Source organism: Bacillus cereus group sp. BfR-BA-01347 (assembly GCF_022663835.1).
GTDB lineage: Bacteria > Bacillota > Bacilli > Bacillales > Bacillaceae_G > Bacillus_A > Bacillus_A thuringiensis_K.
In genome coordinates, this window is record NZ_JAKUGG010000013.1 from 95,523 (window position 1) to 116,292 (window position 20,770).

The following is a 20,770-nucleotide window of genomic DNA, read 5'->3' on the forward strand; positions in this document are numbered from 1 at the left end:
TATACAATCACTTTTTGCGTATAATAAATACCTATTTTATTTATGGTATAATAATGAAAAATTGAAAGGAGATTCAATATGAAACCTTCACAACCACAATCTCAATTACAAAATCAACATTCTATTAATCGACTAGCTCAATCTATTTTCGTTGTGAATCGTCATGCTAAAGCAGCTACTAATCCTAAATATTTATACTGGTTAAAAAAGACAGCTTTAGAACGTTTGATTGCTGAAAAAAAAGCAATTAAAGAAGGATTACATTTTTCTAGAAACCCACGTTTTAGCCAACAACAATCTGATGTCCTTATACGTTTAGGCGATTATTTTTTCCACATCCCTCCTACGAAAGAAGATTTTCGAATTCTACCGCATCTTGGTCATCTTGAATCCTCCTATCGAAATCCGAAAACAACCTTATCATTAACAGTAGCAAAAAAAACACTTCAAGATTATATTGGTCCTGAAGCATTAAAACAAGAAAAAAAATTAAGTGAACCTGTTCCATGGTATAGTCGTACTTATACAAAAAAATAAAACAGTTTGGCCTACACTTGGCCAAACTGTTTTATTTTTTCTCTTCTTTAATTTTAATATTTGCTTGTTTATAAAAAGCTACTTTTTCTGTATTATAAGACTTTGTGAATTCATTAAATTTATCTTTTTCTGACTCAATATCCTTATAAGACTGATTTACTACTTTTACTTTTTCACTAATATCTTTTAATTTAGTACCTTTATCTTGTAACATTGTATATAACTCTTTTTCTTGTTTTAAAGATTTGTCATAGCTGTCATACATTTTATTAAATGAATCGTGGCGTTTCTCATACGTGCTTTTCACTTTATCAGCTTGATCTTTCAATTTCTTATCTTCAATTTTCTTTACATACTTATCAGCTGACTTCACTTCTTCTTGCGCTTTATTTAAAACTTCTTTTTCTTTTGTAAGCACTTTTTCTCGTTCAGTTGTATTTTTCACTGCTTGATTCAGTTTTTCTTTAACAGTTTGATTATTATCTTTTCCTTCTTGCACAATTTGGTTATATAATTCTTGTCCTTCTTTCTCTAAAGTCTCAAGTTTTTTTGCATCTTCAAACATTGTTTTTTCTTGTTTAGCAGCGTTTTCAAACGCTACATATAATTCTTCTTCTGGTTTCGGACCGAAACAACCGGCTAATAAAATCATTGATAATGCAGTTACAATTGCTAATTTACTATATTTCAACATCTCTTCCTCCTACTTATAAACGACCATCGTGTAATATAAAAAAGTTATAAAATATGTAATTGTTCTATACACTCGCATCTTTTTTACGAAGATCATTAATATTGTTTGTACAAATTATTACTTGATATTACATTCTTCTTTTTGAATTATTTAGCAATTCCATATCCATCTTTAAGTATACTACTTCGTGTTTTTTAAGGCCTGTTCACACTATGTATTACTTTAATGTCCACGGAATTTCACCTCAGTCTTAATAAGACTATAATAATTCACCTGATAAAAGGTGATTACTCCGCTCTCACGTCTATCATTCCCTTTCCAGCTTTCTATCAATTAATCTCTTTGTTCATTTTACACAGTACAATCGATGTCTCGCAACAACTTACAAATATTCTTTTCATTTCCTAAAAAGGAAAAGTGTAGAGCTTGCTTTCCTCTACACTTTTAAAATAAAACACACTGTGCAAATTGCATTGGCATTACCATCATAATTATATGCTTATTTCATATATTTTTAAAGACTTTTATTACAAACGTGGCGTTTTTTTGTAATAAAAGTCAAAAAAATGTTACAAACAAAACATCTTCCTATCATATATCTTCAAATCAAAGCTTCACTCATTTTCTTGCAAATTTCTATACTGGTACAATTGATTTTGCGACTTTCTCAACAGTTCTTCAAACGTTTTTCCTTCTACTGGATAGCTAGCTGCTCCAAATAAAAGAGTGACACTGAGTAAATCCCCTTCTATTTCACTTTCAATATTTTTCATTAATCGTTTTGTTATTGTTGATGTTTCATGACCATTATCAATTGCTACAATAACATACTTATTTTCATCCCACTTTGTAACAACATCGCCCTTCCGAATTGTCTTTACAATGGTATTCTCTAATTTTTGTACTAACACTCCCAATTTTTTTTCTTGCAACGTGTCTTTTAATCCTTCCCATTCTTTTACAGAAAGAATGTACACTGTAATATTACGAGAGTCTCTTTCAGATAAAGCAGCTACTTTCCCAAAAAAATCAACAACAAAATCGTTGCTTGCCATTCCTCCTACTTCCACATCCATACGCTCGCTCGCTCTTTTATCGTACCAATGTCCAAAATAATAACTTAGTATCATTTGCAATATATAAATAATAAAGACGGTATAAAATGATCGTGAATCTAGTTTTGCAATTACATCCTGAAGTGCAATCCATTCTGTAACTGCCACAGTATTACCAAGCAATAATCCACTAATTTTCCCTTTATGTTTCATACTTTTCCCCCTTTTATACCAATATATGTTTCTATATCAATAATGTTTTTCTACAAAATAAAAAATGTACATATCCAATGTACATTTCCGCTTAAGCTTGTATACCTTTTCTACTCTATTTCATATATATAATATATAACTTTTATAGAAAGGAGTAATCTATATGCTACAAAAAGAGAATCTATCAGATGCTATGCGTTTACTAGCTGGTTTTCTATTATCATTAAAATTATTATTTACCTCTTTCGGCATACACTTTATTACAAACGATCAAATCGACGCTATTGTTAATGTTGTTTCATTTTTATTTATTCTATACTTTGGCTACAAAAATAACTATGTAGGAAAAAAAGGAGTGGAGCAAAAGAAAATACTCAAAAAACACAACCTTCACTAAAAAAGGAACCTTTTGTACAGGTTCCTTTTTATCATTGACGCACAACAACTTCATTTGTTTGCAATGGGCCATATGATACCTCTTTGTCTTGAAATGTATATGTAGCCTGAAAGAATACTTGTTTAAGAGCTTTATCTTTATTAGCTTTTATTTTACAACGTAGTTCCACCTTCTCATTTGGTAACAAATCATCAATTCGCCATCTTACAAGCTGGAATAAAAACTCACTTATCCCCTTATCAACTTTTAAAGAATTAGGAATATAAGCAAAGTAATCTCGAATCATATGACTTACAACAACTCTCGAAATCATTTCTAACCCTTTATTTTCCACTTCAATTCGCATAATAAGTATGTCGTTTACATCATAGGTCAATTCATACGAAAATTGTTCTGTATACATACTACCAATTTGTAATGTAACGGCTATTTGAGGAGGTTCGTTTTCCTTTTTCGATCCGTCAATCCACAATACTGGTTGTAGCGGTATTGAATACTTTCCTGTATCCGAAATTCTTCCCCATATTTTCATAATATATATTCACCTCATTTCAGATGTACCATACACACAATGAATTCCCCAGATTACTAAAGTTTGCTACAAGCAATGTTTAATATTTCTCTTCCTTTTATCCTATTCGACAATATGAAGAAAAAACCATTTTTCATCTATTAACAGAAGGTGTTCTTAATGAAAATTTTTTACAATTTACTTTATGGCAATATTCAGTATGGCTCACTTGCTCTCCACTCATATGAAAGAATATTTTGGCGGAAGAAAAAGTTTGCCTTATAGTCAAATTTGACTATAATATTCTTTATGGCATATTAGTGCACTTATGGAAAAGAAATTAAAATCAACTATACATTTAAATTTTTATCCACTGCACTCAAAACTTAATATAGTTTACTTATTTCTAAAGGAGGGTTATATTTGGAAACTCAACCATTAAAAAAAGACACCAACAAGACAAAATTTGTTGTTGCTGGTTTACTGCTTGGTATATTAATGGCCGCAATGGATAATACAATCGTTGCAACCGCAATGGCAACAATTGTTGGAGACCTAGGAGGATTTGATAAGTTCGTTTGGGTCACATCAGCTTATATGGTAGCAACAATGGCAGGGATGCCTATCTTCGGGAAACTTTCTGATATGTACGGACGGAAACGTTTTTATATTGGGGGCCTCATTTTTTTCTTATTCGGTTCTGCGCTTTGCGGAACAGCTTCAAGTATTGAGCAATTAAGTATTTATAGAGCTATTCAAGGTATCGGTGGTGGTGCCCTTATGCCTATCGCCTTCACAATTATGTATGATATCTTCCCACCAGAAAAACGCGGGAAGATGACAGGACTATTCGGTGCTGTTTTCGGGACATCTAGTGTATTCGGTCCTTTATTAGGTGCTTATATTACAGACTATATAAGTTGGCATTGGGTCTTCTATATCAATATTCCATTAGGACTTATCTCCTTTTTCTTCATTACTAAATACTACAGTGAGTCTCTAGAATTTAGAAAACAAAAAATTGATTGGGCTGGTGCTATTACACTTGTCATAAGTATTGTTTGCTTAATGTTTGCATTAGAACTTGGTGGTAAGGAATATGCCTGGAATTCCACTGTAATTATTGGCTTATTTACAACAGTAGTTATTACGCTTATTATTTTCTTCTTTGTAGAACGAAAAGCAACCGAGCCTATTATTTCGTTCCATCTATTTAAAAAACCTTTATTCGCAGCTAGTCAAGGAGTTGCCTTTTTCTATGGTGCCGCTTTTATTATCTGTACAGTTTATATTCCAATCTTCATTCAAGGCGTTCTTGGAGGTTCCGCCTCTAATGCTGGATTAATTTTAACACCAATGATGGTCGGTTCTGTAATTGGAAGTCAAACAGGAGGACAATTAGCTTCTCGAACAAGCTATCGTAACATTATGATGGTATCTGGTGTCTTCTTCGTTCTTGGTATTTATTTATTAAGTACTTTAACAATGGAGACACCTCGTTTACTCGTAACACTATTTATGATTCTCGCTGGGCTTGGTGTTGGCTTCTCATTCTCAGTATTAAGTATGTCCTCTATTCACAAGTTGGAAATGCGGGACCGTGGTTCGGCGACATCAACAAACTCATTCTTCCGATCACTCGGTATGACTCTTGGTGTAACGATTTTCGGTACAATTCAAAATCATATTTTTACAGATAAACTAAACTCTGTATTCCCCCCTGAACTAGCAAAATTAGCTCCAAAAGGCGGAGACACAAGTTTCTTATTATCACCAGGCGCTACCGCCAAAATTCCTGCTGAAATATTAGCGGGTATTAAAGAAGCTCTCGCTACATCTATTGCGAACACATTCTTCTGGGCACTCATCCCGGCTGTACTAAGTATTATTTGTATTTTACTTATGGGAAATGAACGCCTCTTTACAGGTCCTAAAAAGAAAGAAAAACAAAAGCAAGTTAGTTAATATAAAAAAGAAGCGGCATATCCCTTTATGAAAAAGGATATGCCGTTTATAATATGTATAAAGTGAAACTTTAATCAGTGGGGGCATCCCCCCACTGATTATTAGCCCTCACCAATCGGGCTTTTACGGGCAGTTAATGCGGGATAAAGTTTTTATATACAGGAGTTGAGACAGCATGAGCATGAAATTAGTCATTCTCGGCTTGCTACTCGAAGGAGATAAACATCCATATGAAGTGCAGCATATTATGAAAGAACGACAAATGGATTGTTACATTAAATATGCTAAAGGATCACTTTATTACGCCTTCGAGCAATTAGAAAAGCAAGGCGCAATTCATATTACAAATGTAATTAAAGACACAAATCGACCTGACAAAACGATTTTTCATATAACAGAAGAAGGTAAAAAACTATTTCACACTTTACTATTAAAACAATTCGAAGCCAAAAACCAAATATATAAACCTATTTATTCAGCCTTATCTTTCGCTCACTTTAGCAATGATCACGAATTAGTTCCTATTTTAGAAAAAAAGAAAAACGATACTCTTCAATATTTACATACTATGCAAACGATATATGATTGTAATAAAGGAAAGGTTTCACGTGCACAACTATATATTCTGCAAAGTGTAATTGAGCATATTACAGTTGAATTACAATGGCTAAACACCCTCCTTAAAGATGCTATAGCAGGCCGACTTTCAGAAGTTGCTATAGATGAAAATTGAGCTATGAAAGAAGACATCCTACTTCTTTCATAGCTCAATTTCTCTTTTTATACTGTAATATTATTAGTTAATCCAGAATAAAAAGTCATAATAATAAGAAATAAAAACTTTTGAATTTTCTTATTTTAAAACAGTAGACAAAATTCCAAAAATTGTGTTAGAATTTGTTTCAATATCATATCGCTTGTTAAATTCCTTTCAAAAGGAAAATAGGTACACGAAAGTTTCGTTTCGTGTTTAAAAGGGAAGCTTGGTGAAACTCCAACACGGTCCCGCCACTGTAAATGCTGAGATTTCTTTTTAGTGCCACTGTGAAAACGGGAAGGTGAAAGAAATTATATGAAGCATAAGTCAGGAGACCTGCCTGTTTTAACAACACTGATAGATTCACGGATGATGATGAGGTGTTAAAACAAAAAGGAAGGCTTATTTTCTATGCCTTTATACTTTTTGTTATAGGTATTTCCTAGTAAACGGAAGTGCTTACTTTTAATTAGGGAGGAATTTGAAATGGCAATTCAAACAAGTAACTTAGGTTATCCACGTATCGGATTACAACGAGAGTGGAAAAAAACATTAGAAGCTTTTTGGTCCAATAAAATCAATGAAGAACAATTTTTAACAACAATGAAAGAAATCCGCCTTCAACACGTAAAAGTACAGCAAGAAAAAGGGATTGAACTCATTCCAATTGGCGACTTTACATATTACGATCACGTTTTGGATACCGCTTATATGCTAGGATTTATCCCATCACGTTTTTCTGAGTTTACATCTTACCTTGATGTATATTTCGCAATGGCGCGTGGCTCTAAAGATCACGTAGCTTCCGAAATGACAAAATGGTTTAACACAAACTATCATTATATCGTTCCTGAATATGAAGAGGGATTACAAATCTCTTTAAAAGATAATCGTCCACTTCGCTTATACGAAGAGGCAAAACAAGAATTAGGCGTAGATGGCAAACCTGTTATTTTAGGACCATATACTTTTTTGAAATTAGCTAAAGGCTATACACAAGAGCAATTTGCTACTATTTTAAAACAGTTAGTTGCACCATACGTACAACTGCTTTCAGAACTACATGCAGCTGGTGCACCAGCCATTCAAGTTGATGAACCGATTTTTGCTTCTTTAACGAAAGAAGAAGTTCAACAAGCAAAAGAAATTTATGAAGCTATTCGTAAAGAAGTTCCAAATGCGACTCTTCTTTTACAAACATATTTTGATAGCGTAGAAGAAAACTATGAAGAAATTATTACATTCCCGGTATCCGGTATTGGATTAGATTTCATTCATGGTAAAGAAGGTAATTTAAATGCTATTTCAAAATATGGATTCCCAGCTGATAAAACTTTAGCTGTCGGTTGTATAGATGGCCGTAACATTTGGAGAGCTGACCTTGATGAAGTCCTTGAGCTATTTACAACGTTACAAAAACAAGTCCAAACGAAAGATATCATCGTTCAGCCTTCTTGTAGCTTATTGCATACACCAATCGATAAAACAGAAGAAACTCACTTATCGACTGAGCTGTTTGATGCGTTAGCATTTGCAAATCAAAAATTAGAAGAGTTAGTTCTTATTCATTCCGCTCTCACTCAAGGTACAGAAAGCATTAGTAATGAGCTGGAAACATATCGAAACGTACATCATACAATTCGTTCATCTGCTGCACGTAACCGAGAAGATGTCAAAGCAGCACGAACAGCACTAAAAGAAGAAGATTTTTCACGCCCTCTTCCATTTAAAAAACGATACGAATTACAGCAAGTTGCCCTGGAGTTACCGCTATTACCAACAACGACCATTGGTAGCTTCCCGCAAACAACTGAAGTTCGTCAAACGCGAAAAGAATGGCGTAACGGCGTTATTTCAAATGAACAATATGAACAATTTATTGAAAAAGAGACAGAAAAATGGATTCGTTACCAAGAAGAAATTGGTCTTGATGTCCTTGTACATGGTGAATTTGAAAGAACTGACATGGTCGAATATTTTGGTGAGCGCCTTGCTGGTTTCTCATTCACTAAAAACGGTTGGGTACAATCTTACGGTTCCCGCTGCGTAAAACCACCTGTTATTTATGGTGATGTAGCCTTTATTAACGGCATGACTATTAAGGAAACAGTTTATGCACAAAGCTTAACGGAGAAAGTTGTAAAAGGAATGTTAACCGGACCTGTTACAATTTTAAATTGGTCCTTCGTTCGAAATGATATTCCAAGAAAAGAAGTTTCGTATCAAATTGCACTAGCTCTTCGTCACGAAATTGAACTACTTGAATCTTCCGGAATTAGAGTAATCCAAGTCGATGAGCCCGCACTTCGTGAAGGAATGCCACTAAAAGAAAAAGATTGGGATGCTTATATTACATGGGCAGTACAATCCTTCCTTTTAGCAACTTCTTCTGTAGCAAATGAAACACAAATTCATACTCATATGTGTTACAGTAACTTCGAAGATATTGTTGACGCGATTCGCGCATTAGATGCAGATGTAATTTCTATCGAAACATCAAGAAGTCACGGAGAATTTATTGATACTTTAAAACATACAACATATGAAAAAGGCATCGGCCTAGGTGTATATGATATTCATAGCCCACGTGTACCGAGTAAAGATGAAATGTATAAAATCGTAGAACAATCTTTACAAGTATGTGATCCTAAATATTTCTGGATTAATCCTGATTGTGGTTTAAAAACGAGAAGAACAGAAGAAGTTATTCCAGCTTTAGAACATATGGTGCAAGCAGCGAAAGATGCTCGTTCCCTTTTAAAAACAAACGCATAACAAAAATGGGTTATCCTTTTCTCAGGATAACCCATTTTTTATTCTTTACTTTCAAAAAAGAATTCGTATTGTATTTTATATAATTCATCATCCGTTGGCTCTTCAAGAGGAATTGCTTGTAATACAACTGTATACTCACCATTTGGAATAGGTATTTGAAATTTATTAGAAAGAATACTCGTTATAACGATACTTTCATTTTCAACTGTAAAAGGAACCGTAATCGTTCTAACTACTTCTTCTTTTTCAATATGTTTCCCTGGGGTCACTTTCACTTCACAAGTATAATCAGAAAGCGCTTCAAAAATAACAGTTCCATCTGCCTTAGCATAACCTCTTTCAAAATCTTCATCAGTCCAATCTACATAAGGCTGCTCACCGTCATAGTTCATCAACATTAATTGCGAATAAGAAATCGTTAACTCCATAGTTCCCCTTCTCCTTCATTATGAAATATACAACTACTACTTCACTTCAAATTTTACTCGCGTACCATCTGGGTATTTATCTAACTTATTCCCTACCCAAGAGCCTGCTCCGCGGTTATCCGCCGGACTTATATATTCAATATGTGCTCCTTTTCCGCCTTCCTTGCACATCGCCATTGGCCATTCATCACGATCATACCCTTTTTTTGATGGATATGGTGCTAACGACAATTTCCTTCTATCTGCAGCACCACCACGATCGATTGTACAAACTTCTGAATGCCCTTCTTTTATAGCATCCGTAATATGTTTTCCTGTCTCTGGATAACGTTCTTTCGGAAATTCTAACACTTGATCATACGTATTCGTTTTCTTTACACTTGTTTCCTCTGGCACAAGTACTTCATAAACTGCTACTAAAATAGACAGAATTGCGATAATTGAAATGATAATACCTTTTAATTGCTTCATGTATACCTCCATGTTTCTACCAGTTTCTTTTCCTCCGTTATTATAACAAACTTCTTCTGTATATGTTTTCAGACATTATTGCAGCTCTTCTTCGCTATTCCGCCAAAAACTCTCATTTTTCTTCATCTTTTCACTAATGCTGTAGAAAACTAATAACCTTCCGACATTCTTTTTCAAAGGAAGTCCTCATAAAAGATTGAAATGATATATACGATACTTTTTGGGGAGGAAATATTATGGAAGCTACCTATAAAACGAAAGATGTCACGAATAAAACAGGCATCCCAAAACATATAGTTCGCAAATATAGTCAACTGTTAGAGGAACATGGTTATATGATTTCCAAAACAGCTGATGCTCGTATTTATAAGCTGGATGATTTAAAACTATTGAAATCTATTCATGAAAGAGCTGCTACACTGCAAGAAGATATTTCAGAAACGATACCAATTATTTTAAAAGAAAAAGAGGCCCCACCTGTACCAGTTATACAAGATAAACAAGAAATACAACCGAAAGAAAAAGAAGATGGGCGTAACTTTGAGGAGTTCATGTTAAAACTTGAAATGCTCGCTCAATTAAATGAAGCAATTATTCATCAAAATTCTACTCTAATTACACAAAATCGTTTAAAGGATGAGAAACTAGACGAATTGATGCAACAAGTTTATGTAAAAGAAGGCTCTCAAGAAAAAATGCTTCAAGAGTTAGTCGATCACGCCGCTCAAACAGATGCATTGCAAAAAGAAAAGATGGACTTATTAATGAATCATATGTATAAACGAGAATCCAAACAGGAAGAAAAAATGAATAAACTTGTTAGTCAAATTTATAACAAGGATAGTAACCGTGATGCACAGCTTATGCAAGTTATTCGAGAAATTCAAGAAACAAAAAGAATGGTTGCTGCCTCAAAAGAGCAAAGCTTCTTTCAATCATTTAAAAGTTTATTTAGCCGAGCAAAACAAGAAAAAACAAACGAATAAACAATATAAAATAAAAAGTTACCTTCCATCGGTAACTTTTATTCCTTATTTTGTACAGCTGGTAATATAATAATTGCTTCAGTGCCTTTTCCGCTCTCACTCTTATATTCCAATGTACCATTATGCGCTTGTAAAATACTAAATGTTACCATAAGCCCTAATCCTGTTCCTTTTTCTTTTAAAGAATAATATGGTTGCCCCAGCCTTGCTAACTGTTCTTTCGTCATACCAACACCACTATCTTTAACTCTTATTATGATTGTTTCGTCTTTTTGAATAGCTGTTACTTTTAAATATCCTTTATTTCCTTGAATTGCTTCAATACCATTTTTAACAACATTCATAATAGCTTGCTTCAATTTTGTCTTATCACCAATCGTATAAAGACTTTCTGAAATTTCAACTTGTAAATATACACCTTGCATCGCTGCAAATGACGACATAAGAGTGGTCATTTCTATTAATTGGGCTGATAAACAAATGTGTTCTTTTTTCTCAATTTGCGGCCTTGCTAAATTTAAGTAATCTGAAATAATTTGTTCCGCCCGATCCAATTCAGCTAATACGAGACGCATATAATCCTTATTCTTCACATCTTCCGTGCTTTCTAGCAATTGGATAAATCCACGAACAACAGTAAGGGGATTGCGAACTTCATGTGCCACACTTGCTGCTAATTCACTTACAATATTAAGTTTTTCTGATTTTTGCATCTCTGTACGTAGCAATGCATTTTCATTTAAATATTCAGTTAAATACACCTGAAATACCATTGTCATGACCATGATAAGCGAGGCAAATATAAATCCGCTATATATTTGCGAAATATACGGTGTAAATCCTGTTTCCAAAAGAACATTAATCATGCCTAATACTAAAGAAACAAGCACATAAAATGATGAAATCATAAATGCTAAAATTAATTTCTTATCCTTTGAAAAAAGAGACCATTTCTTTGATAAAAATAGCGGAACTATCAATAGAAATATTACTTCTAAAACTGGAAGAAAGCTCATTCCCTTTAGTAACCATTCATATGCAACAAAAATAACCGCTGGGATTAAACCAACAATCCCACCATATAAAAAACCACTGACAATTGGAATGGGGTGAAAGTTATACCCACACACATTGCCAAAACAAATAGAGTATGTCATGGAGAGAATGAGCGTAACGCTAGATAAAAACATAATAAAGTAACGATTTGGCTTCGGAGGCATTTCTTGATAGCGATTTAAACGAATCGCTTCATATAAAAATAGTGGCAAAATTATGATGGCAATTTGAATCAACAAATCACGGATAAGCTCCATAACCTCTCATCCCCTATATGTATTTTGATATGATTATATCATTTTATAGGTGTATTTGTTTTAAAATTTTGATTTTTCTTAACATATTTGTTAATTCTTTGTTAACAGCTCATAATAATTGTTACAGATTTTCGAAATGATTGTAAACCCTGTACCAAATTTCCTTCATGCAGTATACAATGAATACGGATTACAAAGAAAATATAAAAATACTTTTTTAGACGGACAACTATAGCAAAATACAGCATATAATCCATACTATCTATGTTTACAAATAAGTGATCATTACTTTAGTAGGAGGAAGATAAATATGGCGGGTACTACGCTTGTTTTAAAAGAAGAAAATTTGGTTGTTCTAGAAAATGTTGAAAAATCAGTATATGAAGAGTTACAGCATAAAGCGGGAGAAGAAAACTGCACATGTGCTGTGAACGAATCAGTTGTTCACCTTGGCAAGGTATCCTCTGTACTCTGGAATGAAGATGAAATAGATTGGGAATACGGATATTAAAAAGTCGCTTATAGCGGCTTTTTTTCTCTTTTCTCTCTCTTTCTAAATAACATATACAAAGCGTAATCATAGAAAATATGATAAAATGAACTTAATTTTCAAACGGAAGAAAGGGAGATACAATGGAACAATTCATTAACCCTAGAGTGAAGGACATCCAAATTTCTGGAATCCGTCAATTCTCTAACATGATTCAAAACTATGATAATTTGATTTCTTTAACAATTGGACAACCCGATTTCCCTACACCTTCTCTCGTGAAAGAAGCGGCTAAACGGGCTATTACAGAAAACTATACAAGCTATACACATAACGCTGGTTTACTAGAATTACGCAAGGCAGCTTGTAACTTCGTAAAAGATAACTACGATTTACATTATTCACCTGAAAACGAAACCATCGTTACAATCGGTGCTAGCGAAGCAATTGATGTTGCATTCCGAACGATTTTAGAGCCAGGAACAGAAGTAATTTTACCTGCTCCTATTTATCCAGGCTACGAACCTATTATTCGATTATGCGGTGCAACGCCTATTTTTGTAGATGTTCGTGAAAGTGGATTTCGTTTAACAGCTGAAGCGCTTAAAAATGCTATTACAGAAAAAACAAGATGTATCGTACTACCGTATCCTTCTAACCCAACTGGTGTAACTTTATCCACCGAAGAATTAAAAGATATTGTAGATGTTTTAAAAGATAAAAATATTTTCGTCCTTTCAGATGAAATTTATAGCGAGCTTGTATATGAACAAAAGCATACATCTATCGCCCATTTCCCAGAAATGCGTGAAAAGACAATTGTCATTAACGGTTTATCTAAATCACATTCTATGACCGGCTGGCGTGTTGGACTTTTATTTGCACCAAGCTATTTAGCAGGACACATATTAAAAGTTCATCAGTACAACGTAACGTGCGCTACTTCAATCGCTCAATACGCTGCAATTGAAGCATTAACAGCGGCTAAAGACGCACCTAAAATGATGCGCCACCAATATAAAAAACGCCGTGATTACGTATATAATAGACTCACTCAAATGGGATTAACAGTTGAAAAGCCAACAGGTGCATTTTATTTATTCCCATATGTTGGTCATTTGACATCTTCATCATTTGATTTTGCACTTAATCTTGTTAAAGAAGCAGGACTAGCTGTAGTTCCTGGAACAGCATTCTCTGAATACGGTGAAGGCTACCTTCGCTTGTCCTATGCGTATAGTATCGAAACTTTAAAAGAAGGCTGCGACCGATTAGAAGCCTTTTTAAAGAAAAAAGCTAAGAGTTAAACTCTTAGCTTTTTTTATGCATAATGATCACAAGTTTGACGTTTTAGTAATTTATGAGGAATAATGATACACTTTGCAGTGGATTCTGCATTCTCTACTTTATCAACTAATGCTTTTGCTGCCTCATATCCTAGCTGATAAATATTCACATCAACTGTTGAAAGTGGAGGGCTTGCAATTTCTGATAATAAAGCATTATTAAAGCTTACAATAGAAACATCCTTCGGTACAACGAATCCTTTTTTAGAAAGAGCACTTAACACACCAAGTCCAATTAAGTCATCCGTTGCCATAATTGCCGTCGGCGGTTCCTGCAGTCCCATTAATTCCTCAACGGCTTGTTGACCACTTTCCCTCGAAAAATCAAAATGTAAAATATATTCTTTTGGTAATACAATGTCTGCTAATTTCAAGGCATCACTCATACCAGCTAAACGATCTCTCGTTACAAGTAAATCTGATCCACCACCAATGAACGCGATTTGCTTATGCCCTAATGAAATTAAATATTCTGCCACTTCTCTTGCAGCTGTATAATTGTCATTATCTACATATGTAATTTCATCTTTTCGATCATATGGTTTTCCTATTAAAACAAACGGGAAATTTTGTTCATGTAAATATTGAATAATCCGATCATTCTCTCTTGAATATAAAAGAATAATGCCACCAATTTGGCGTCCCTGTACCATCTTTACGACACCATTAAAAATTTCTTCTTCCGTTTCACCTGTCGACATGTAAAGCGCATAACCTTCTACGTGTGCAAATGAACTAATCCCTCTTATAACTTCTGGGAAAAATGGATTTTGAAAAGCTTTACTTGCAGAACTTGGCATAACAAGACCAAGTGTCTTCGTCGTTTGGTTCGCAAGATTTCTCGCATTTAAATTGGGATGATACCCTAATTCACTCATCACTTTCCTAACACGGCGCTTTGTCTTTTCACTTATACTTGGATTATCAGCAATTACACGAGAAACTGTTGATGGTGCAACATTCGCTTGCTTCGCCACATCTTTAATTGTAACTGTCATAAAAATCCCCTCCTCTCATTTCTCTGCCATTTTTCATATATTTTATCTCGCACTCATTGCAAGTCATAAACTTTCATTTCTTATATCTTGCAAAACTAATCCTATTCTCCCTCTTCATGTATTGTAAGGGATATAGCTATTTTTTCCTATACTATAATATACTATTTATTTCACTTCTTTTCACATGTGATGTCAAATCTCTTTTCATCTCCCTATAAACTTATTTATAGGGAGATGAAAAGAGAAATGGGACGTAATGTCCCATTTTTCATCCTTTTGTACCTCCAGCTGTTAAACCAGAAATAAAGTATTTTTGTAGTGATAGGAATAAAATTGAAATTGGGATTGCAATTAACACAGAACCCGCTGCAAACGTTGTAAATTCATTACCGAATTTTTTCGCAACCATTTCATATAATCCAACTGCTAAAGTATAATTTTCTGGTGTTCGCAAAATAATACTCGCTAAAATGAAATCTGTAAACGGACCAATGAAAGTAAATAACGCTACAACCGCTACGATTGGCTTTGCAAGTGGCATAATGATTTGCCAAAAAATACGAAAATGTCCTGCTCCATCCATACGAGCTGATTCATCCAGTTCTTTCGGAATCGTATCAAAATACCCTTTCATAAGCCATGTATTCATCGGAATGGCCCCGCCTACATAAATTAAAATTAATGCAAGATGTGTATCAATTAATCCTGTTAATTGAGCTAATACGTATAGAGCAATTAACGCTGCAAAGTTTGGAATCATTTGCAGAATTAAAAATGTTAATAAACCATTTTTTCTTCCAACAAAACGATATCTCGAAAATGCATAAGCAGTAAAGCTAATTGCTAACACTGAGAAAATCATCGTTAAAACACTTACTTTTAATGTGTTTTTATACCATAGTAAGTAATTACTATTCTCTAGATCTAATAACTTACGATAATGATCTAACGTTGCATTTTGTGGAATAATACTTGATCCAGATAAACTATCACCCGGATTAAACGATGAGCCAATAATCCATAATAACGGATAGAAAATGATGGCACACATTACGAAAATAACTAAATAACTTAATGAGAGACGTAACATCTTCTGTCTTTTAATATTCATTTACATCATATCCTCTTCTTGGAATGATTTTGTTCTCTTAAATTGCCATAACGCAACTGTAATAACGATTAACGATAATATCATTGTAAGAGCTGCTGCTTTTCCGTACTGCGCTGAAGTCATCGTTAACTTATAAATCCATGAAATTAAAATATCCGTTCCACCTGCGTCTTGTCCAGCTACAGCAGGACCTCCACCGTTAAATAGATAGATGATACTAAAGTTATTAAAGTTAAACGTATATTGCGTAATTAATATTGGCGCTGTTGCGTATAACACTAGTGGCAATGTAATTTTACGAAACTGTTGCCAAGCTGTCGCTCCATCTACTGTAGCCGCTTCATATAATTCTCCCGGAATCGATTGCAGTATACCTGTTGTCATCGCAAAGATAAACGGGAACCCAAGCCACGTTTGAATCATAATTAAAGCAATCTTCGCCCAAAATGGATCTGTCATCCAAGCAATCTTTTCAATTCCGAATAAAGCTAATACTTGATTGTTAATCGCTCCGAATGTTTCATTAAACATACCAGAGAACACAAGAATAGATACGAATGCTGGAACAGCCCACGGTAAAATAAAGATTGTTCGAATAATCGCCTTTCCTTTAATACCGGGCTGATTTACGATAATCGCTAAGAAAATACCAAGCGCAACTTGTAATGTTGTTGCAACGAATGTCCAAATGACAGTCCAAGAGAATACACTTACAAATGTCTCTCTCCACATCGGTAAAGTGAAAATATCAATAAAGTTTTTAAAGCCCACCCAATCTACTAATTTAGCTGGAGGAGAATGATATAAATCATAGTTTGTAAATCCAATTAAAACTACGAAGATGATTGGAAATACGACAACAAAGATAAGTAGTAGAAAACCTGGTGAAACCATTAAATAAGGAAAACCTTGATCTAACAAATTACGGTATTGCTCTTTTACAGAATTTAACGGTGTTCCGATATCACGTTTCTTTCCATTTTGGTATGCATCATATAAGTTAAATGCATATATGCCGAGTCCAAAAGCGATAACGATAAGGGCCAAGATTCCTTCTACTAATAGAAAGACAGAATGGTCACGTGGAACTTCTGTACCAAGCGTTACAATACCCCATAATCCCATATTTAATAAATCAGCAAAGGCTACAATAAATGAACCTGTTAATACTAGAAAAATAAGACCTTTTACAAATTGTTTATTATACATTTGGCCCACGCCTGGAATGATTGATAACATGGTTGCCATTTTCCTATGCTTAGAATGATTCAACCCATTTGCTGGTTCCATAGATGTTTGCATGTTCCTTCCCCCTTTTTTCTTCCTACATGGAAGGGAGAGAATTCGTGCCTCTCATATTAGAGGCACGAATTTCACCTTATTTTTTCTTGTTATGATTTGCCTCAATATTACCTTTAATTTGTTTCACTGCACTATCAAGCGCCGCTTTTGGTGCCTCTTTATCTGTAACAACTAATTGAAGCGCATCTCCAGCTGGTTTCCAAACTTCTTGCATTTCTGGAATGTTTGGCATTGGAATTCCATTTTCAGATTGCGTTGCAACTGCTTTTGCAGCTTCGTTATCTTTAATAATTGGATCTTCCATTACTGATTTTACTGGAGGAATTTCTTTTGTTTTTTCAAATCGAATTTTTGCGTTTTCTTCATTTGTTACCCACTCAGTGAATTTTGTAGCTAAATCATTTTGTTTAGAGAAACTAGTTACATGCCACCCTTTAACCCCAACGAACGTTTTCATTGGTTGACCATTTGGTAATTTCGGCATTGGAGCAACGCCATAATCAATTCCGTTCTTTTCCATTGCTTGGAACGCCCATGGGCCATTCATGATAGATGCTGCTTTTCCTTCATTGAATAACCCATCAGCAGCAGGCCCACCTGATTCACCGATAATACCTTTCGGGAATAATTTTTCTTTGTACCATTTTTGAAGATATTCAGCACCTTGTACTGCTCCGCTATTATTTAATCCAACATCACTTGCATTTGGCTTTCCATCTTTTTCACCAAATACATAACCGCCCATACCTGCCATGAATGCATTAGCAAAGTAGAAGTTATCTCCTAATGCTAAAAATCCGTACTTGCCATCTTTCGTAAATTCTTTTGAGAAGTTAAACAGCTCGTCCATCGTTTCTGGCGCTTTTGGCATTAGTTTTTTATTGTAAATAAAGACTGGCGTCTCAATTGCTTTTGGTAAACCATATAATTTTCCGTTATATGTCTGTGCTTTTATTGATGAATCAGTAAATTTACTCTTTACAGCATCATCTGCTTTCACTTCAGAAAGTAAACCTTCTGTTACTGCATTTCCGATTTGATCGTGTGGCAATGTTACAACATCTGGTCCAGTCCCCGCTGGCCCATCAAGGCGTAACTTCTTCACTTGATCTGTCATTTGCATTTCAACAACTTTTACTTTTACTTTATATTTTTCCTCAAAGCTTTTCACTGCTGCTTCTAAACCAACACCCTTTTTATCATCTTCCCAAACAAGAAGATCATAATCTTTTTTCGCTTTACTTTCCTCTTTTTTCCCTGAATCTTTCGGTCCACATGCAGATAACATACCAATAGATAATGCTGAAACCGTTAATAATGATAATGCTTTCTTCATCCCAAAAACCTCCCTAAATTGTCTATGTACCTCAGTAACTGAAAACGTTTGCATTTAATAGTTTAATTGAAGCGCAAACAATATCTCAATCTATGAAAACGTTTGCGCTATTTGTCTATCATTATACATTCTTTTATTCATTTTGCAAATATTAATTTAAAAATTATGTCATTATACTCTTTATACATTGACTTTATATGAAATGAATACTACTCTTATAAGCAATATTAAAGCTATGAGAAAGGCAATCGTTTGCAATATAGGCTTTATTATTACACTTAAGGGAATACTATGTATAGAGATATTGAAGGGGGATTTTCTATATGTTTAAAGAAGCCATTTATCATAGGCCGAAAGATAATTATGCATACGCTTATGATGAACAAACAATTCACATCCGAGTACGTACTAAGAGAGATGATGTTCAATGCGCCGATCTTATTTACGGTGATCCTTACGAATGGAAAGACGGGAAATGGATATCATCAAGTACACCCATGAAAAAAACGGGTTCTACTGCATTATTTGATTATTGGTCCATTGCAATCGAACCGAAATTTAAGCGCTTACGTTATGGATTTGAATTAAAATCTGAAACAGACACTCTTATTTATGCAGAGCGAGGATTTTTTTCTAGCATTCCAAATGATGATGTTGGTAACTTTTTCTGTTTTCCATTTATTCATGCAGATGATGTATTCAAAGCACCATCTTGGATTAAAGACACCATTTGGTATCAGATTTTTCCTGAACGATTCGCTAATGGCGATAGTACGCTGAATCCAGAAAACACCCTTCCTTGGGGAAGTGCGAATCCAACTACAACTAATTTTTTCGGCGGAGATTTTGCTGGTGTTATTCAAAACCTTAATTACCTTGTTAACCTTGGCATTTCCGGAATATATTTCACACCTATTTTCAAAGCTCATTCAAACCATAAATATGACACAATTGACTATATGGAAATTGACCCACAATTTGGGACGAAAGAAACTTTTAAAGAGCTCGTTGAAGAATGTCATAAGCACGGTATAAAAGTAATGCTCGATGCTGTGTTTAATCATAGTGGATACTTTTTCGAGAAATTTCAAGACGTACTAGAGAATGGTGAGAAGTCCGCATATAAAGAGTGGTTCCACATTCATGAATTCCCGATTATAACCGAACCACTTCCAAATTATGATACTTTCGCCTTTACACCGTATATGCCTAAATTAAATACAGCTCATCCAGATGTAAAAGAATACTTACTTGAAGTAGGACGTTATTGGGTACGCGAATTCAATATAGATGGCTGGCGCCTTGATGTCGCCAATGAAGTCGATCACAACTTTTGGAGAGAATTCCGAACTGAAATAAAGACACTAAATCCTGAAGTATATATTTTGGGAGAAATTTGGCACGATGCCCTTCCGTGGCTACAAGGCGATCAATTTGATGCTGTCATGAGTTATCCTGTTACAAACGCTCTACTTTCTTACTTTGCTAACGATTCCATTAAAGCAAGTGAATTCACGAAGCAAATTACAGAATCTCTACATTCCTACTCTATGAATGTAAATGAAGCAGCATTTCATTTATTAGACAGCCATGATACTCCAAGAATTTTAACAACATGCAACGGAGATAAAAATAAGTTGAAATTGCTCTATGTATTCCATCTTTCTTTCATCGGCTCTCCTTGTATTTATTACGGGGATGAAATTGGTATGGATGGCGGCATGGACCCTGATTGCCGTAAATGTATGATTTGGGATACTAAAGAACAAGATCATGCATTATTTACCCATATACAAACATTGATTTTATTACGTAAAGAACATAAAGCATTTGGAGGACATGGTACTTTTCAATTCATCGAAACAAATGATGAACATAATTATATTTCTTATACGAAAACATATGAGGATGAAACTATCTTTTTCGTTTTAAACCCTACTAATAGTGAAGTTACAGTTTCACTCCCTCTTCATGTTACTGGTAAGAAAATAATTAATATTTATACAAACGAAGAATTTTCAGCGGAAGCAAGTGTATTACAAGTTACACTTCCTCCATATGGATTCTCCATATTAAAATGGTAAT

At 34.3% G+C, this 20,770-nt stretch carries 19 protein-coding genes and 1 riboswitch; of the genes, 9 read left to right on the forward strand and 10 right to left on the reverse strand.

The window, feature by feature from the left end; genetic code table 11:
- Nucleotides 1-78: 78 nt before the first annotated feature.
- Nucleotides 79-537: a YkyB family protein gene (locus MR143_RS19130; protein ID WP_000804864.1), complete on the forward strand. Its 459-nt coding sequence runs from the start codon at nucleotides 79-81 to the stop codon at nucleotides 535-537.
- Between the two features lie 31 nt (nucleotides 538-568).
- On the opposite strand, the gene MR143_RS19135 is transcribed toward MR143_RS19130, so the two are convergent.
- Entirely contained in the window at nucleotides 569-1,231 is a 663-nt protein-coding gene (locus tag MR143_RS19135) for a YkyA family protein (RefSeq protein ID WP_000922485.1), read from the reverse strand.
- A gap of 614 nt (nucleotides 1,232-1,845) precedes the next feature.
- Nucleotides 1,846-2,499: a diguanylate cyclase domain-containing protein gene (locus MR143_RS19140; RefSeq protein ID WP_000680819.1), complete on the reverse strand. Its 654-nt coding sequence runs from the start codon at nucleotides 2,497-2,499 to the stop codon at nucleotides 1,846-1,848.
- A gap of 163 nt (nucleotides 2,500-2,662) precedes the next feature.
- On the opposite strand from MR143_RS19140, the gene MR143_RS19145 reads away from it, so the two are divergent.
- On the forward strand, nucleotides 2,663-2,896 hold the full coding sequence (locus MR143_RS19145; RefSeq protein ID WP_000939449.1) for an SPP1 phage holin family protein: 234 nt from the start codon (nucleotides 2,663-2,665) through the stop codon (nucleotides 2,894-2,896).
- Nucleotides 2,897-2,927: 31 nt separating this feature from the next.
- Here the strand turns inward: MR143_RS19145 and MR143_RS19150 are convergent, their stop codons facing one another.
- Nucleotides 2,928-3,428: a hypothetical protein gene (locus tag MR143_RS19150; protein WP_000708124.1), complete on the reverse strand. Its 501-nt coding sequence runs from the start codon at nucleotides 3,426-3,428 to the stop codon at nucleotides 2,928-2,930.
- Between the two features lie 402 nt (nucleotides 3,429-3,830).
- On the opposite strand from MR143_RS19150, the gene MR143_RS19155 reads away from it, so the two are divergent.
- From MR143_RS19155 to metE, 3 genes are all read left to right on the forward strand, one after another.
- Nucleotides 3,831-5,372 (forward strand): MDR family MFS transporter, encoded by a 1,542-nt coding sequence (locus tag MR143_RS19155; protein ID WP_000449904.1) that lies wholly within the window; start codon nucleotides 3,831-3,833, stop codon nucleotides 5,370-5,372.
- A gap of 175 nt (nucleotides 5,373-5,547) precedes the next feature.
- The gene (locus MR143_RS19160) at nucleotides 5,548-6,105 is read left to right on the forward strand and encodes a PadR family transcriptional regulator (RefSeq protein ID WP_000062058.1); all 558 of its coding nucleotides are present in this window, start codon (nucleotides 5,548-5,550) and stop codon (nucleotides 6,103-6,105) included.
- 194 nt (nucleotides 6,106-6,299) lie between these two features.
- Nucleotides 6,300-6,487: riboswitch (cobalamin riboswitch) on the forward strand.
- A gap of 128 nt (nucleotides 6,488-6,615) precedes the next feature.
- Nucleotides 6,616-8,904 (forward strand): 5-methyltetrahydropteroyltriglutamate--homocysteine S-methyltransferase, encoded by a 2,289-nt coding sequence (metE, locus tag MR143_RS19165; RefSeq protein ID WP_001007627.1) that lies wholly within the window; start codon nucleotides 6,616-6,618, stop codon nucleotides 8,902-8,904.
- Nucleotides 8,905-8,942: 38 nt separating this feature from the next.
- Here the strand turns inward: metE and comJ are convergent, their stop codons facing one another.
- Nucleotides 8,943-9,332: a competence protein ComJ gene (gene comJ / locus MR143_RS19170; RefSeq protein ID WP_000424030.1), complete on the reverse strand. Its 390-nt coding sequence runs from the start codon at nucleotides 9,330-9,332 to the stop codon at nucleotides 8,943-8,945.
- Between the two features lie 36 nt (nucleotides 9,333-9,368).
- The gene (gene nucA, locus MR143_RS19175; RefSeq protein ID WP_000811494.1) at nucleotides 9,369-9,803 is read right to left on the reverse strand and encodes a DNA-entry nuclease; all 435 of its coding nucleotides are present in this window, start codon (nucleotides 9,801-9,803) and stop codon (nucleotides 9,369-9,371) included.
- A gap of 236 nt (nucleotides 9,804-10,039) precedes the next feature.
- Here nucA and MR143_RS19180 point away from each other — a divergent pair, with 236 nt between their 5' ends.
- Nucleotides 10,040-10,789 (forward strand): DUF3967 domain-containing protein, encoded by a 750-nt coding sequence (locus MR143_RS19180; RefSeq protein WP_000388466.1) that lies wholly within the window; start codon nucleotides 10,040-10,042, stop codon nucleotides 10,787-10,789.
- Nucleotides 10,790-10,827: 38 nt separating this feature from the next.
- Here MR143_RS19180 and kinB read toward each other — a convergent pair whose 3' ends face one another.
- On the reverse strand, nucleotides 10,828-12,102 hold the full coding sequence (gene kinB / locus MR143_RS19185; protein WP_000420360.1) for a sporulation sensor histidine kinase KinB: 1,275 nt from the start codon (nucleotides 12,100-12,102) through the stop codon (nucleotides 10,828-10,830).
- Between the two features lie 310 nt (nucleotides 12,103-12,412).
- On the opposite strand from kinB, the gene MR143_RS19190 reads away from it, so the two are divergent.
- Both MR143_RS19190 and MR143_RS19195 read left to right on the forward strand, forming a co-directional pair.
- On the forward strand, nucleotides 12,413-12,613 hold the full coding sequence (locus tag MR143_RS19190; protein WP_000929280.1) for a hypothetical protein: 201 nt from the start codon (nucleotides 12,413-12,415) through the stop codon (nucleotides 12,611-12,613).
- 122 nt (nucleotides 12,614-12,735) lie between these two features.
- A complete protein-coding gene (locus tag MR143_RS19195; protein ID WP_242280891.1) occupies nucleotides 12,736-13,899 on the forward strand; it encodes an aminotransferase A in 1,164 nt (387 codons plus the stop codon).
- A gap of 14 nt (nucleotides 13,900-13,913) precedes the next feature.
- Here the strand turns inward: MR143_RS19195 and malR are convergent, their stop codons facing one another.
- From malR to MR143_RS19215, 4 genes are all read right to left on the reverse strand, one after another.
- Nucleotides 13,914-14,936 carry a maltose operon transcriptional repressor MalR gene (malR, locus tag MR143_RS19200; protein ID WP_000219050.1) on the reverse strand — a complete coding sequence of 341 codons (1,023 nt, stop codon included), beginning with the start codon at nucleotides 14,934-14,936 and terminating at the stop codon, nucleotides 13,914-13,916.
- 268 nt (nucleotides 14,937-15,204) lie between these two features.
- On the reverse strand, nucleotides 15,205-16,047 hold the full coding sequence (gene malD / locus MR143_RS19205) for a maltosaccharide ABC transporter permease MalD (RefSeq protein WP_001022608.1): 843 nt from the start codon (nucleotides 16,045-16,047) through the stop codon (nucleotides 15,205-15,207).
- Nucleotides 16,048-17,349, reverse strand: a complete 1,302-nt coding sequence (malC, locus tag MR143_RS19210; RefSeq protein ID WP_001194994.1) for a maltosaccharide ABC transporter permease MalC — start codon at nucleotides 17,347-17,349, stop codon at nucleotides 16,048-16,050.
- 76 nt (nucleotides 17,350-17,425) lie between these two features.
- Nucleotides 17,426-18,685, reverse strand: coding sequence for an extracellular solute-binding protein (locus MR143_RS19215; protein ID WP_000709912.1), 1,260 nt, complete (start codon nucleotides 18,683-18,685; stop codon nucleotides 17,426-17,428).
- A 323-nt stretch (nucleotides 18,686-19,008) separates the two neighbouring features.
- On the opposite strand from MR143_RS19215, the gene MR143_RS19220 reads away from it, so the two are divergent.
- The gene (locus tag MR143_RS19220) at nucleotides 19,009-20,769 is read left to right on the forward strand and encodes an alpha-glycosidase (protein WP_000471790.1); all 1,761 of its coding nucleotides are present in this window, start codon (nucleotides 19,009-19,011) and stop codon (nucleotides 20,767-20,769) included.
- Nucleotide 20,770 lies beyond the last annotated feature (1 nt).

What these genes read in the sequence shown, in the direction of transcription:
- MR143_RS19130 (WP_000804864.1), top strand. Translation starts at nt 79, where the DNA reads ATGAAACCTTCACAACCACAATCTCAATTACAAAATCAACATTCTATT.
- MR143_RS19135 (WP_000922485.1), bottom strand. Translation starts at nt 1,231, where the DNA reads ATGTTGAAATATAGTAAATTAGCAATTGTAACTGCATTATCAATGATT.
- MR143_RS19140 (WP_000680819.1), bottom strand. Translation starts at nt 2,499, where the DNA reads ATGAAACATAAAGGGAAAATTAGTGGATTATTGCTTGGTAATACTGTG.
- MR143_RS19145 (WP_000939449.1), top strand. Translation starts at nt 2,663, where the DNA reads ATGCTACAAAAAGAGAATCTATCAGATGCTATGCGTTTACTAGCTGGT.
- MR143_RS19150 (WP_000708124.1), bottom strand. Translation starts at nt 3,428, where the DNA reads ATGAAAATATGGGGAAGAATTTCGGATACAGGAAAGTATTCAATACCG.
- MR143_RS19160 (WP_000062058.1), top strand. Translation starts at nt 5,548, where the DNA reads ATGAGCATGAAATTAGTCATTCTCGGCTTGCTACTCGAAGGAGATAAA.
- metE (WP_001007627.1), top strand. Translation starts at nt 6,616, where the DNA reads ATGGCAATTCAAACAAGTAACTTAGGTTATCCACGTATCGGATTACAA.
- comJ (WP_000424030.1), bottom strand. Translation starts at nt 9,332, where the DNA reads ATGGAGTTAACGATTTCTTATTCGCAATTAATGTTGATGAACTATGAC.
- nucA (WP_000811494.1), bottom strand. Translation starts at nt 9,803, where the DNA reads ATGAAGCAATTAAAAGGTATTATCATTTCAATTATCGCAATTCTGTCT.
- MR143_RS19180 (WP_000388466.1), top strand. Translation starts at nt 10,040, where the DNA reads ATGGAAGCTACCTATAAAACGAAAGATGTCACGAATAAAACAGGCATC.
- kinB (WP_000420360.1), bottom strand. Translation starts at nt 12,102, where the DNA reads ATGGAGCTTATCCGTGATTTGTTGATTCAAATTGCCATCATAATTTTG.
- MR143_RS19190 (WP_000929280.1), top strand. Translation starts at nt 12,413, where the DNA reads ATGGCGGGTACTACGCTTGTTTTAAAAGAAGAAAATTTGGTTGTTCTA.
- MR143_RS19195 (WP_242280891.1), top strand. Translation starts at nt 12,736, where the DNA reads ATGGAACAATTCATTAACCCTAGAGTGAAGGACATCCAAATTTCTGGA.
- malR (WP_000219050.1), bottom strand. Translation starts at nt 14,936, where the DNA reads ATGACAGTTACAATTAAAGATGTGGCGAAGCAAGCGAATGTTGCACCA.
- malD (WP_001022608.1), bottom strand. Translation starts at nt 16,047, where the DNA reads ATGAATATTAAAAGACAGAAGATGTTACGTCTCTCATTAAGTTATTTA.
- malC (WP_001194994.1), bottom strand. Translation starts at nt 17,349, where the DNA reads ATGCAAACATCTATGGAACCAGCAAATGGGTTGAATCATTCTAAGCAT.
- MR143_RS19215 (WP_000709912.1), bottom strand. Translation starts at nt 18,685, where the DNA reads ATGAAGAAAGCATTATCATTATTAACGGTTTCAGCATTATCTATTGGT.
- MR143_RS19220 (WP_000471790.1), top strand. Translation starts at nt 19,009, where the DNA reads ATGTTTAAAGAAGCCATTTATCATAGGCCGAAAGATAATTATGCATAC.